Source organism: Bradyrhizobium sp. USDA3516 (assembly GCF_057651995.1).
This window is the reverse complement of sequence record NZ_JBYGYN010000009.1, coordinates 106789-119507: the sequence shown is the minus strand read 5'-3', so window position 1 is coordinate 119507 and position 12719 is coordinate 106789. Positions and strand designations below refer to the sequence as shown.

The following is a 12719-nucleotide window of genomic DNA, read 5'->3' as shown; positions in this document are numbered from 1 at the left end:
GGCTGTCACGCCGCAACTGTCGGCGCCTTCTGGCGCCGCGCGTGAGCATAAAGTGCAGCAACCGCGCAGGAGGCCATCCGCGCTCGTGGGCTGTCCGCACGCGAGGTCAGGACCACAGGTACGCGCGCGCCGAGCACGATGCCGGCGCCGTCTGCCTTGGCGAAATAGGCGAGGTTCTTGGCCAGCATGTTGCCCGCTTCGAGGTCGGGCACGACCAGGATCTGAGCGCGGCCGGCCACCTCGGACTTGATGCCCTTGATCCGCGCCGATTCGAGGTCGATCGCATTGTCGAACGCCAGTGGCCCGTCGAGCACGCCGCCCGTGATCTGGCCGCGATCTGCCATCTTGCAGAGCGCCGCGGCCTCGATCGTGGACGGAATTTTCGACGTGACGGTTTCGACCGCGGAAAGAATAGCCACCCGCGGCGATTGGCCGAAGCCCGCCTGATTGTAGAGGTCGATCGCGTTCTGGATGATGTCCCGCTTGGCGTCCAGATCGGGGAAGATGTTGATCGCGGCGTCAGTGACGAAGATCGTCTCAGCATAGGCCGGCACGTCCATGACGAAGACATGGCTGATGCGCCGATCGGTCCGCAATCCCCCGACCTTGGCCGTGACGGCTCGCATCAGTTCGTCGGTGTGAAGGCTGCCCTTCATGAGCAATTCGCCCCGGCCGGCATGGATCAATTCGACCCCTTTCGCCGCGGCATCGTCGCTGTGCGCGGCGTCGACGATCTCGAAGCCGGAGATATCAAGTCCGAACCTGGTAGCGGTCCCCCTGATCTTCGCCTCCGGCCCGACCAGGAGCGGCCGGATGATGCCGGCGGAGGCGCTGTCGACGGCGCCTCGCAAGGATGTCTCATCGCAGGGATGCACGACGACGGTCGGCGTCGGCGGAATCGCCCTGGCCGCGGCGATCAGGCGATCATACTTGCTGGGAGACTGCGTGGCCCTCGCATCTGCTGACATGATGTCGCTCCCGATCCCTGCAACCCGCGTTACGACGCCTTCGCCTTCGGATCGAAAGGGGCGACGTTCGATGCCCTTTCGGAACCTTCCGCAGTATCGATGCCGAACAGGCGGGCGATCTGCCGCAGCCGGTTTGCGCGCTCGCCAGTGACGTCCGCACTGGCCGAGAGCACCTGTTCGATCGATTCAAATGCTGCGCGACGAACGTTCATGTCGTCGGGCAGCAATTTCGGGATTGCGGCGAGCGCCCCTTCCCGGTCGAGCAACAGCATGAAGAAGTGCTCGCGTACCAGCCTCTTGAATTCGGCAAGAGATACGCGTGGGCCGCCATGTTCCCGACGGATCTGGCGCAGAGCCTCGATGCTGCGTTCGTCCACCATTCCCCGCGCCGAGCCGACATAGAGCAAGGCGCGCAGCGCCGCTTCACGGAGACCGCCCTCACCGATCCGCGCCCTCAGCTCGGCGATGCGCTTCTCGAGCATGGCACGATGCTCGGCGGACATCTCACGCCGACGCGACGGCGTGGACGTCGGATCGATCCCGACCGCCGCCTGCAGTACCGGGGACCCATAGACGCTGAGGAACATCGCTTCGCTGAGCGCCTCCTGTGAATCGCGCCAGCTGTCGAGGGCATGAACGACCTGCTTGGAGATCTGCTCCTGGAACGCCAGGAACGGATTGTCCGTGGCGACCGGCTTGCGCTCCTCGGCGGCCTTCTCCGCCAATGACTTCACCGTCGCCATGTAGGGATTCTGGCTGCTGAACAGCTCGTATTGCAGCCGCAGCGGATGCATGTTGTGAGCCCATTCCGCCATCTGCGGCGTCACCATGCGCTTGAGCCACGGCTGCACGAATTTCTGGTAGGCCGCCAGGTTCATTTCCGAGATCCGCTTGGCCGTGGCAAAGCGCCGCTCGTCCTCAGGCGAATTGCCGCCCATGGCGCGGATGTCGTCGAGGGTGCGCGCCTCGCAGCGCATCACCCACTGGCCGACGACCAGATCCGAGCTCGCGGTCTCCTCGCCCTTGGCCTCGAATGTTGCTTCATAGAGCCCGGGCGGCAGAACGTCGATGAGGTCGATGTTGCTGGAGAATTCCGCGTGCTCCTTCTTGGCGACGCCGCCGGAGACGAAGATGCCGAGATGGCCGACGCTCTTGTGCACGGTGTAGACGATGGTCTGGCCATAGGCCCTGATCTCATCGACATCGGCGTAGCAATCGAGGATCCAATGCAACGCCTGCTGCGGTGGCGTGATGTTGTCGCCCTCCGAGCAGAACACCACGATCGGGGACCTGATGTTGCGAAGGTCGACCTTCCGTCCGTCGGACATTTCGATGTTGCCGGCGGCAAGATTGTTGCCGACGAACAGCTCATCGACGATGAATTGAATCTCCTCGGCGTTCAGGTTGACGTGGCCGCCCCACCAACGCTCGAATTCGAGGTAACGATCCGCTTCGGTGTCGACCTTGGAATAGACGTTGTACTGCTTGCTCCAGAGCGTATTCGAGGGGTTCTGGTTCTCGAAGTTCTGCACCAGCCATGCACCATCGAACTTGCCGGCGCCGAGATCGGAGGTCAGGGCCGTCAACCAGCTTCCCCCGAGCAGCCCACCCGAGTAGCGCATCGGATATTTTCCATGCACGCCGGCCCAATAGGCCAGCGGCGCGCCGGCGATGATCAGGGGGCCGAACAGCTCGGGGCGCAGCGAGGCCAGGATCATGACGGCCCATCCGGCCTGGCAGTTGCCGATCACGCAGGGCTTGCCGTCGGCATCCGGGTGAAGGCTCATGACCTTTTCGATGAAGACGGCTTCGGCATGCGCGATGCGCTCGATGGTCTGGCCGGGCATCGGGTTCGGCAGGAATCCGATGAAGTAGCAGGGATGGCCTGCCTTCATCGCCACCCCGATCTCGCTGTCCGCCTTGAAGCCGCCGATACCGGGGCCGTGGCCCGCACGCGGATCGACCACGACGAACGGCCGCCGGCTCATGTCGATCTCGACGTTGTCGGGCGGAACGATGCGCACCAGGGCGTAATTGACGGGTTCGGCCAGCTGGCGCCCGTCCATGATCAGTTCCGCCGCATATTGCAGGACGTGCGGGGCGGTTTGCGCGACGTGCTCCCTGTACTGGTCCCCGCGCCGGCGCATGATGTCCAGGAACAGGACACTGCGCTGTCCCGCATCGACGAGGTATTCGACTGCCGAGGCGACCAGGCCCGACATGGGACCGCCCGGAATTTGCACCTTGTCCATGGACATGTTCTCGACCTCTCCGTCGCCCTCGCCAATTGACGGCGCAGGGCGAGGACGAACGTTGATCTAGGTCAAGATGATCTGCACGCTTCGGAGGCGTTTATTCTGCATTATAAGGCATGAGATTGGACCAGCGACATCGGCATGTCACAAGCTGCAACCTACAGCGTGCAGACCGCCCTGAAGGACGGCACTCCGATCCAGATCCGCGCGCTTCGCGCCAGCGACGAGGCGGATATGCTTGCGGCCATCGCGCGTACCGGGCCGCAATCGCTGCAGAGCCGGTTCTTCGTTTTGAAACGGCATTTCTCGGAGAAAGAGCGCGCCTACTTCATGGAGGTGGATTTCGTCAACCACGTTGCGCTGGCCGCTCTCGTGGAAGAACAGGGTCGATACGCCATCATCGGCGGCGGCCGGTACGTCATCATCGAGCCCGGTCAGGCCGAGATGGCTTTCGTCGTGCTGGATGCCTGGCAAGGTCGCGGCGTGGGTTCGCTGTTGCTGAGGCATCTGACGGACATCGCGCGTGAGCAGGGCGTACGAGAGCTCACGGCCGAGGTTCTATCCGACAACGCGTCCATGCGCAGCGTGTTCGCGAAGGCGGGCTTCAAGCTTGCGCGGAGTGACGATCCAAGAACGGTGCGTCTGTCGCTCTCGCTTTGATCCGCGCGCCCGGCTTGAGCCTCACCTCACAGCAATCGTGATCCGGCTGATATTGGCCGCCAGCTCGAGCCCCGCCTTCGGGCCTTGCAGTACCATCGTGACGCCCTTGTCGTTGCGGAGGTGCACACCGTTGGCGCCGCCGACCAGCGCGAAGCCGCCGCCGACGGAACTGTAGGTGCCGGCGAAATCACCGACCTCCCGGATACCGGATGCCCAGCCGTCGAGACGGCCGACCGTCGCACCGACCGTGATGCCCAAGCTCACGCCGCTGACCGTGAAGGGATAGGTCTTGCCCCGGTACGTCAACACGCCGCTGCCGGCGCCGCCGCCGGCCAGGAGGCCTGCCTTGACGATCTTGACCCGGACGTGACCGGAGGCTTGCGCGAAGGACGGCGTCGCTGCCAGGGTCAGCCCGAACGCGAGCAGGAGCATCGCGATCAGGGGAAATGCGCGCCCGCGCACGCGGCGCTCAGGGTTTTGCGGCATCGACCTTCTTCCAGGTCTCGTCGGGATCGAACAACGTGGTGCGCTCGGCGACGAACGCGGTGCGCTTGCCGAGATCCTTCTGGTAGACGGTGCCGGCGTGATTGACGAGGAAGGTCATGATGCCCGAATTGCCGTATTCCGCCGGCCAGGCGATCAGGGCGAAGCCGCCGATCATCTTGCCCTTGACCACGTAGTTGAGCGCACCGCCGGGCGCATCCCGCCCTTGCCCTTTGAGAATGCGGAAGTAATAGCCGTGATAAGGTTCAGGTCCGACGTCGCCGCCGCGATAGCCCTCCTTCGAGGCTTCGGCCGCGAGCGCGCCGAGCGGGCTCGGATCGCTGTCGTCGCGCCAGAACAATCCGTCCTTCTTGCCGGGCGAGGAGACGATGCGCTGCGCGTAGACTCCGACGCCCTCACCGCGGTCCTTCTCGGCGTATTCGTTTTGCGCGTCGACGAAGGCGAGCGCGGTCTGGATCGCGTCGAGCTCGTTGCGGCCGATGCGACGGCGCAACACCTCGATGCGCCCCTCGTCGGTGTCGAACGCCCAGCCCGTCCTGGTGTTGACCAGCGGAATCGGGAACGGGAAGTCGTCCGGCCCGAGGATCAAGGTGGCCGTCTTGTTGCCCTCGGCCTTGATGCCGTGCTTGGCGTCGTACATCGCGGTGAAACGCGCCCGAATGTCGTTGTCGGCAACCTCGTCGCCGGACGACACGATGTCCTCCGCGTTCCTGCCCAGCACTTTCAGGATGTCTCTCGGGCCGCTCTTGACGGCTGCGGCAAGCGCAGAGGCGGCCTCTTCCGGTGTCTTGAAGGATTCCTGCGCGAGAGAGGCCGATCCGAGCAGCGCGAGCGCGAGGACGCCGGGCAGCAATGCACGGCCAAACGATCTCAGACCAGTCATGGCATCACCTCCGCAGGAAGCTTGACCTCCGCAGGAAGCTTGGCGCCGCCGGCGAGCCAATCGCGATAGGTGCGGAACGTCAGCCCGAGTTTTTCGTAGTGGACGCGCAGATAGCCGTCGCTGCCGCGGGTCACGGCATCGGGCACCACCTGCTCGACCTCCTGCGCCATGACGCCGACATAGGCCTTGTCGCTGCCGATATAGCTGAACCGGTAGTAGCCAAGGCCGTTCGAGAGATGACCGAGCAGGACGACATCATGCTTCAGCGCGAGGTCGGAACGCCGGCCACCGCCGCCACCGCCGCGGAAGCCGCCTCCTCCACCGCCGCGCATCGCCATTCCGCCACCGCCGCCGCGGCCGGCAAAGCTTGCTCCGCCGCCGCCGCGCGGCATGCTCGCCATGCTGGCGCGGCCGCGCGCGGATGCCGCGGCAGCCGAGCGGCCGGAGGAAACGTTCATGGCGCCGCCGCGATTGCCGCCGCCGCGATTGGCCGCACCGCCGCCGGCGCGGTTCGCAGCCTTGGCGCGATCGCCGCCGCCCTTGGTCGCACCCTTGGCACGATCACCGGCACCGGCACGATCGCCGCCGCCAGGCCGATCGCGCGTTCCCGCGCTGGGGCGATCGCCTGCGCCCGGACGGTCTCCACGATTGCCGGCGCGATCACCTGGACCGCCGCGGTCACCCGCACGATCTCCCGCGCGGTCCCCGGCACCCTGGTTGGGGCGCAGCACCTGGTTGCCGTCGCGGCCGCGGAAATCCATCCGGTCGGACACGCCGGCCTTCAGATTGTTGTTGCCGAAGCGCTGCTGAACATTGCTGTTGTTGTAGCGGACGCCACCGCGATGCGCCGGATTGTGCTGCCAGCCATTGCCGATATTGGTGGTGCGATGGTTGACATAGACGTTGCGATTGCCCCAGTTGCAGCCGCCGCCCCAGTAATTGCCCCAGCGTCCGATCGCCCAGGCGGTGCCGAACGCGATGCCCGCCGCGACCACGCCGGCGCCGATATAGGACGGGTAGCCCCAATAGTACGGCGGATACTCCGCATAGGGCCAGCTGCCATAGACCGTCGCCGGGTCGTAATACGGCACGTACATCGCGGCGGGATCGGCCTGCTGGATGACGACGACCTGCTTGCCTTCCTGAGATTGGACGCTGACCTTCTGCTGCTTGGTGGTGACGAGCTTCTTGTTGTCATAGGCCTTGTTGCGCAGACGCTGGATCGCGTCCATCACGTCGGGCTGCTGGGCGAGGAAGGCATCGCCCAGCTTCTTGGTCCAGTCGAGCTGATCGCTCATCATCGCGAGGACATCGGCGGTGCTGGCCAGCGCCTTGACGCTGTCGTCCCAGCCCTGCTTCTCTACCTCCGTCTTCAGCGCATCGCCCTTCAGGCTCTTGCGCTCCTTCAGCCAGCGGTCGGCCTGCACCACTTCCAGCGGATAGGTCGAGGCGGCCAGGACATTGGCGAGCAACTCGTCGGGATAAAGCGCGATCGGCGCGACGAGGGCCTCGAGCTGCTCGGGCTTCAAGAGCTCGGCCGCGGTCGCAGGCGGGCTCGCGGGCTGCGCCTGCGGCGCCGGGGCTGCGGGTGTCGTCGGAGTCTGCGCCGTTGCGGCGACCGAAGTCGCCATCAAGAGCGCCAGCGCCATCAGGATATTGCCGCAACGAAACATCACATCCTCCCTCGACTTCCAGTGCGGGAGGATCGAGCCGGGACGCAGGCATTTGTTGATCGAGATCAACGAAACGGGTCCGTAAAGGCTGCTGCAGCGCAAGGACGCACGAGCATTCGACCAGGATATTCGGTCGAAACAGCCCGCCCCTGAGAGACGCGGATCATCTCTCAGCGCGCGACCGGAAGCCGGATCGTGAACAATGCGCCGCCTGCAGGCTGGTTCGCCGCGACGATCGTGCCGTGATGGGCTTCGACGATGGTTCTGGCGATTGCCAAGCCCATGCCCATGCCTTGCGGTTTGGTGGTGAAGAACGGATCGAACAGGCTTGCGAGATCGGAGGCGGGTATTCCGGGCCCGGTGTCGGCGATCCTGATCTCGGCCTGACTACCGGTGCTGTGCGTCGACACGCTGACCTCCCGCTTTCCGGTGTCCGCATCGGAAATCGCATCCATCGCGTTGATGATCAGGTTGAGAACGACCTGCTGAAGCTGGACCGGATCGCCCTTGAAGTAAATGCCGGCCAGGGTCGGCACATAGCTCAACGTGATCCGGCGCCCGTGAGCCAGGGCCTTCACAAGATCGATTGCTTCGCGCACCGTATCGTTGAGCTCGATGTGCTTGACCTCGAACGGGGTCTTTTTCAAAACGCTGCGCAGCCTGCGGATCACCTCGCTCGCCCGCTGGTCGTCCCGCCTGATATCGGCGAGGATCTGCTGGATCTCGACCAGATCAGGCTTGGCAGCCCTCAGCATGAGCTCTGCCGTTTCCGCATTGGTCAGAATCGATCCGAGTGGCTGGTTCAATTCATGCGCGATCGAAGTCGTCAGCTCGCCAACGGCCGAGTAGCGGTTGACGTGGGCGAGTTCCGTCAGCCGCTGACGCGATTCGACTTCTGCGACGCGGCGGCGGCGGCGCTCGTGCAGGAGCCCGCTGATGAGTCCGGCCTGAACCAGGAACACGGCCGAGATCATCAGCATCTGCCAGCGATAGCGCTCCCAGATACTCGGCTCGCGAAACAGGATGGTGCTTCCCTTGGGCAGGCGGCTCTCGCCGATATCCCAGCGCTGCAACTCACGCCAATCGTAACGCGGCGCGGCGAAGGCGATCGGCTCATAATTGATGCTCGCTGGCTTCGCGCCGCCGAGAAGACCGATCGCGGCGCTGACGGTCCGCGATGTCGTCTCCCCGATCAAGTGCATCGGTCCGCCGACCGTGCCCTCGCCGAAGAACGGCTCCTGGTAGGAAAAGATCGGGGCGTTCGCGACGGCACGCAGGCTGCGTAGCGCCCAGTCGCTCTCATAGACGACCCCGGCCGCATCGACGGACATCAGCCCCCAGAACAGCGCGGTGTGGGGCGGCAGCTTTGACGAGCGCTTCAGGATCTCCTCGAAGGACAAATCCGAGTACCAGACCAGCTCGATCCGCTCGGCAAATGGTTTCAGCTCCCGCGTCAGCTCCTCCCGCCAAAACGTCTCGAGCGGCGAGGCGCCGACCACGATCGCAACCGATGTCGTATCGGGCAGAACCTGCAGAATGTTGTCGAAGGCCGCCACGAAATCGTTGCGGACGGCCACGACGATATCATTGTCGGCGAGATCGGTGCGATTAATCAGCCGATGCTCGACCACGGAGAGGATCAGCGGCGCATCGGGGAACAGCCTGGCGCGATATTTCTGCGCAAACCGGGCGGCAGGCGCGCCGATGCTCAAGACGATGTCGGGCGCCGCTCCTTGATACAGCGACTGCAGATACTCGACGAAGGGAGCCTCGGGACCAGGGTTGTTGAAGCGCGCGGTGAGCAGCGCGTGTTCCTGGATATCAAGCGGCCAGGGCGATTGCCGCTCGAGCTCGGCCTTGATGTCGCGCGCATACTCGCTCCAGGGCCGAAACTCGCGGCCGAAGGAATGCAGCAACAGCACGCGCTTGAGCTCGCCGCGCCGGCTCCGCTCGACCGCACCGGCTTGCCCGGCCGCCAGCCACTCGGCCACGAGCAGGCCGAGACAGAGGAGCGCGGCCGCGAGCCGTGCCTTCAGCCGGTCCATGGACGCGCCCCCGCTCATGCGGCACCTCGCAGCTTACGGCAGCTGCTTTCCCGGCAATTCTATCCGGAATCGCACCATACGGACAGCCCCGGGGCAAGCCTCAGCAACGCGTGACGACGCGGCCATATCGGCCTCCTCGGATGAGGGACATTCTCTTCTCTCGTTCAATGCCCGCCGCTCAGCACGAGCGTCTGGATCGGCAGCAACAGCGCCTGGATGCGCAGCAGCAGCGCATGGACGAGACCGACGCCGTCGACGACGTGGAGCGCGATCTTCCGGCTGGTCGATGTGCCCTTGGCCGAGATCTCCTCGTGGTTGCTGGTGTAGGCGTTGACGATGCAGCTCGAGCCAGGCGTCACGCCATCGAGACCGCCTTTGTAGAGCGGCTCCAGGAACACCAGGATCGTGCCGGGGCGGACGGCGTTCTGCGGGTCGATGAGCTGCTCGCCGGTGCGAAACTGTCCGGCCGCAATGTAATCCTGCACCGTCGTGATCACCATCGGAATGATCACCCAGGGCTTCGAGATGCAGGTTGCTTCCGCGACCATGCCCTCCTTCATGACTTGCGCCTCGATCTGGCCGAAACCGGCCTGGAGCGCCTTTCGGCCCGCCCCCTCCGGAACGAGAACACCGGCGGGGCGCATCAACTGGTTGACGACGTCGCCGGGCCGAACCAGAAACTGCTCGACGCGCCCGTCGACGCCGGCGCGTACCAGGGTCTTGTCGAGATCGACCTGGGCCTGATCGAGCGCGGCTTCGGCACTGGCCTTTTGCGCCGGCAGCAGAACCGAGACCTGCAAGAACGCCGATTGCCTCGCTGCCGTCGCAGCGTCGATACCGGACTGTCGCTGCTCGACCAGTACCTGGAGCTTGTCGATGTCGCGCTGCGGAACGATGCCGGGATTGCGGCGCTGCAGCTCGGTCTTGACCTCGAGCTCGTCCTTGGCCTGCTGGTAGTTGGCTTTCGCCTCGCCGACCTGCGCCTCGGCCTTGACCACATCGGCCTGCGCCGTCTGCATGGCGGCATCGACCTCTGCAACTTTTCGCCTGGCCGTCTCGAACGCGGCTTTTTGCTTCGAGCTGTCGAGCGTGAACAGCACGTCGCCCTTCTTTACGGGCGCACTGAAACCGACGTTGACGTCCGCGACCCGACCGGAGCCCTCGGGCAGGATCGGCACGGTGCGGAAGTACAGCGCAGCCGACGATGTCGCCGGGTGGAAGTAGAAGATCATCGTGATCAGCGACACCGTCAGCATCAGGCAGGCGGTGATGCCCCAGCGCAGCTCGTACCAGACCGAGAAGAAGGTGATTTCCTTGCCGAAGCGCTTGCCCTGAGCGTAGCGCCTGTAGAGATAGTCCGGCAGGATCGTGACGAGGGAGCAGATCAGCAGCTCAAGCATGACTGTGCTCCTTCTCCCTGGCGGGTCCCGGCTTGTCCGCGGGAGGTGGCGCGACGGCTGCCTCGGCCGGGACTTCCTCCGCATCGGAGACCGGCGTCGCGTCGGCGATCTTCTCGACGGACCCTGCGATGCTGCGCAGCGGGGTGCCGAAATCCGGCAGATCGATCATCGCGAGGAGCAGGCCTGCGATCCAGAAGATGTGCATGTGCGTGAACAGCGAGATCAGGCCGAGCACGGCGACTAACTCGAACTGCAGTTTGTGCGTTTTGTGCGCCATCCGCTCGGGCAGGCTGTGCAGTTTCCAGTAGAGCGTGCCGACCCAGAGCACGGTGCCGATCAGGAATACGCCCATCACCACCATCAGCGTGTCGGTCCCGCTGCCCGGTGCGAGATAGAACGGCAAATGGTGCGGTGCCATCGGATGCAGCTGCTCGCTCAAACGTCTCTCCCGGTCAAGCCGTACTGGGCAGCACTGTGTTCGGGAATGTTCGCGCTTGTTTGATTTGAGTCAAGGGAGCGCATTTGGGCCAACCTAGCGTCAGCCGCACGCTGATTGGACAACCATCAGGAGCCGCCTGCCATGCCCGGCCTAGACGATCTCATCCCCAGCGCCGACCAGATTCGTAAGGAAGCCGCCCTCAAGGAAGCCGAAAAGGCGGAGGAATATGTACGTCTTGCCGCCGCGGCCGAGGCCGAGAAGCGTGCCTTGATCGAGCGTTTGAGCAAGCCGTCGGGCAAGACCGAGGAGGAGAAGATCAAGCTCGCCTCGACCGTCATCCAGCGCGCAGTGCGCAACGGCCTCACGGAAGTGCTGGTCTATCGCTTTCCCAACTCGCTCTGCACGGACAAGGGCCGCGCCATCAACCAGATGGAAAAGGGCTGGGAGAACACCCTGACCGGAATCCCCAAGGAGATCTTCCAGCTCTGGACCGACTACCTGAAGCCGCGCGGCTACCGCATCTCCTATCAGATCATCGATTTCCCGGGCGGCGTGCCCGGCGACATCGGCGTGACCATATCCTGGGACGAGTAGGAAGGATCGGCATGGCCAAGGATGCAGCGGCCGAGCGGATGAAGCGGAAGGATTACGAGAAGGAGCTCGAGAAGCTCCAGGTCGAGCTCTGCCACCTGCAGGACTATGTGCGGGAAAACAAGCTCCGGGTCATCATCCTGTTCGAGGGCCGCGACGCCGCCGGCAAGGGCGGCACGATCAAGGCGATCACCGAGAAGGTCAGCCCCCGCGTGTTCCGGGTCGTCGCCCTCCCCGCGCCGTCCGATCGCGAGAAGACGCAGTTGTTCTTCCAGCGCTACATGGAGCGATTTCCGGCCGGCGGCGAGATCGTGATCTTCGACCGGAGCTGGTATAACCGCGCCGGCGTCGAATACGTCATGGGCTTCTGCACCCCCGCCGAGCACGAGCGCTTCCTCAACCTGTGCCCGCAGATGGAGAAATACGTCATCGATGGCGGCATCATCCTCGTCAAGATCTGGCTCGAGGTCGGCATGGACGAGCAGGAGCGCCGCTTCAAGGCCCGCATCGACGACCCGGTCCGGCAGTGGAAGCTCAGTCCGATGGACCTGGAATCCTTCCGGCGGTGGTACGATTATTCGCGGGCGCGCGACCTGATGCTGAAGAAGACCAGCACGAAGGAGGCGCCCTGGTCCATCGTCCGCTCCGACGACAAGCGAAGGGCACGGCTGAACTGCATCGCCCACCTTCTCGGCGCCATTCCCTACAAGCGCATCAAGAAGGACAAGATCAAGCTGCCGAAACGATCCGACAGGGGTCGCTACAACGACCAGGCTGGCCTGAAGGGCATGAATTTCGTCGCCGAACGATATTGAACGCGAGCGGGCTGCGGTGAGGCAGCCCGCCGCCTGCTCCGATCACTTCAGACGGATCGTGACCCCGCCAACCGCGGCCGACACTTCCGCGCCGACCCTGGGACCACTGAGCTGAAGGATGACGCCATTGGCGTTCTGCAACTGCACGGCACCGGCGCCTGCGGCAATGGCGCCGCCCGCTCCTCCCACCGCGTAGGAGCCTTCGATCGACGCCGGTCCCTTCAGATTGAGCGCCCGGCCGACGAACTTCGTCGTCGACGCTCCGATGGTGAGGCCAACGCTCATGCCGGACACCGTGAATGGATATTTCTTGCCCCGGTATTGCAGAACGCCCTCTCCGCCGCCGGCGCCGACGATGAAGCCACCCTTGGTGAAGACGACCGCGACCTGGCCGGTGTCGGCACGCGCGGACGTGCTGAAGCCGGCAACGGCGGCGAGCGAGGCGACCAGGACGGCGCCGAAGGTCAGTTTTCTCATGACGTCTTG

At 64.6% G+C, this 12719-nt stretch carries 12 protein-coding genes; 3 read left to right on the top strand and 9 right to left on the bottom strand.

Going from position 1 to position 12719, the window contains the following annotated elements:
• Positions 1–5 precede the first annotated feature (5 nt).
• Together AC24YW_RS26340 and AC24YW_RS26335 are read right to left on the bottom strand one after the other, a co-directional pair.
• Entirely contained in the window at positions 6–968 is a 963-nt protein-coding gene (locus AC24YW_RS26340) for a phosphate acetyltransferase (protein ID WP_487485457.1), read from the bottom strand.
• A 29-nt stretch (positions 969–997) separates the two neighbouring features.
• Positions 998–3226 (bottom strand): DUF3141 domain-containing protein, encoded by a 2229-nt coding sequence (locus AC24YW_RS26335; protein ID WP_487485456.1) that lies wholly within the window; start codon positions 3224–3226, stop codon positions 998–1000.
• A 162-nt stretch (positions 3227–3388) separates the two neighbouring features.
• On the opposite strand from AC24YW_RS26335, the gene AC24YW_RS26330 reads away from it, so the two are divergent.
• Positions 3389–3883 (top strand): N-acetyltransferase family protein, encoded by a 495-nt coding sequence (locus AC24YW_RS26330; RefSeq protein WP_487485455.1) that lies wholly within the window; start codon positions 3389–3391, stop codon positions 3881–3883.
• A gap of 21 nt (positions 3884–3904) precedes the next feature.
• On the opposite strand, the gene AC24YW_RS26325 is transcribed toward AC24YW_RS26330, so the two are convergent.
• From AC24YW_RS26325 to AC24YW_RS26300, 6 genes are all read right to left on the bottom strand, one after another.
• Positions 3905–4369 (bottom strand): hypothetical protein, encoded by a 465-nt coding sequence (locus tag AC24YW_RS26325; RefSeq protein WP_487485454.1) that lies wholly within the window; start codon positions 4367–4369, stop codon positions 3905–3907.
• Complete coding sequence (locus tag AC24YW_RS26320) at positions 4353–5270, bottom strand: DUF2950 domain-containing protein (RefSeq protein ID WP_487485453.1); 918 nt, start codon at positions 5268–5270, stop codon at positions 4353–4355. The genes AC24YW_RS26325 and AC24YW_RS26320 overlap by 17 nt, the downstream gene beginning before the upstream one ends.
• A complete protein-coding gene (locus AC24YW_RS26315; RefSeq protein WP_487485681.1) occupies positions 5267–6943 on the bottom strand; it encodes a DUF3300 domain-containing protein in 1677 nt (558 codons plus the stop codon). The genes AC24YW_RS26320 and AC24YW_RS26315 overlap by 4 nt, the downstream gene beginning before the upstream one ends.
• Before the next feature lie 170 nt (positions 6944–7113).
• Entirely contained in the window at positions 7114–9006 is a 1893-nt protein-coding gene (locus tag AC24YW_RS26310) for an ATP-binding protein (protein ID WP_487485452.1), read from the bottom strand.
• 146 nt (positions 9007–9152) lie between these two features.
• The gene (locus AC24YW_RS26305) at positions 9153–10388 is read right to left on the bottom strand and encodes an HlyD family secretion protein (RefSeq protein ID WP_487485451.1); all 1236 of its coding nucleotides are present in this window, start codon (positions 10386–10388) and stop codon (positions 9153–9155) included.
• Positions 10381–10806 (bottom strand): hypothetical protein, encoded by a 426-nt coding sequence (locus tag AC24YW_RS26300; protein WP_487485680.1) that lies wholly within the window; start codon positions 10804–10806, stop codon positions 10381–10383. The genes AC24YW_RS26305 and AC24YW_RS26300 overlap by 8 nt, the downstream gene beginning before the upstream one ends.
• 162 nt (positions 10807–10968) lie before the next feature.
• Here AC24YW_RS26300 and AC24YW_RS26295 point away from each other — a divergent pair, with 162 nt between their 5' ends.
• Positions 10969–11421, top strand: coding sequence for a hypothetical protein (locus AC24YW_RS26295; RefSeq protein WP_487485450.1), 453 nt, complete (start codon positions 10969–10971; stop codon positions 11419–11421).
• Positions 11422–11432: 11 nt separating this feature from the next.
• The gene (ppk2, locus tag AC24YW_RS26290) at positions 11433–12233 is read left to right on the top strand and encodes a polyphosphate kinase 2 (protein WP_487485449.1); all 801 of its coding nucleotides are present in this window, start codon (positions 11433–11435) and stop codon (positions 12231–12233) included.
• Positions 12234–12275: 42 nt separating this feature from the next.
• On the opposite strand, the gene AC24YW_RS26285 is transcribed toward ppk2, so the two are convergent.
• Entirely contained in the window at positions 12276–12710 is a 435-nt protein-coding gene (locus tag AC24YW_RS26285) for a hypothetical protein (protein ID WP_487485448.1), read from the bottom strand.
• Between the last annotated feature and the right edge of the window lie 9 nt (positions 12711–12719).

Excerpts from the sequence above, each read along its gene's own strand:
- AC24YW_RS26340 (WP_487485457.1), bottom strand. The coding sequence starts at position 968 with ATGTCAGCAGATGCGAGGGCCACGCAGTCTCCCAGCAAGTATGATCGC.
- AC24YW_RS26335 (WP_487485456.1), bottom strand. The coding sequence starts at position 3,226 with ATGTCCATGGACAAGGTGCAAATTCCGGGCGGTCCCATGTCGGGCCTG.
- AC24YW_RS26325 (WP_487485454.1), bottom strand. The coding sequence starts at position 4,369 with ATGCCGCAAAACCCTGAGCGCCGCGTGCGCGGGCGCGCATTTCCCCTG.
- AC24YW_RS26320 (WP_487485453.1), bottom strand. The coding sequence starts at position 5,270 with ATGACTGGTCTGAGATCGTTTGGCCGTGCATTGCTGCCCGGCGTCCTC.
- AC24YW_RS26315 (WP_487485681.1), bottom strand. The coding sequence starts at position 6,943 with ATGTTTCGTTGCGGCAATATCCTGATGGCGCTGGCGCTCTTGATGGCG.
- AC24YW_RS26310 (WP_487485452.1), bottom strand. The coding sequence starts at position 9,006 with ATGAGCGGGGGCGCGTCCATGGACCGGCTGAAGGCACGGCTCGCGGCC.
- AC24YW_RS26305 (WP_487485451.1), bottom strand. The coding sequence starts at position 10,388 with ATGCTTGAGCTGCTGATCTGCTCCCTCGTCACGATCCTGCCGGACTAT.
- AC24YW_RS26300 (WP_487485680.1), bottom strand. The coding sequence starts at position 10,806 with ATGGCACCGCACCATTTGCCGTTCTATCTCGCACCGGGCAGCGGGACC.
- AC24YW_RS26295 (WP_487485450.1), top strand. The coding sequence starts at position 10,969 with ATGCCCGGCCTAGACGATCTCATCCCCAGCGCCGACCAGATTCGTAAG.
- ppk2 (WP_487485449.1), top strand. The coding sequence starts at position 11,433 with ATGGCCAAGGATGCAGCGGCCGAGCGGATGAAGCGGAAGGATTACGAG.
- AC24YW_RS26285 (WP_487485448.1), bottom strand. The coding sequence starts at position 12,710 with ATGAGAAAACTGACCTTCGGCGCCGTCCTGGTCGCCTCGCTCGCCGCC.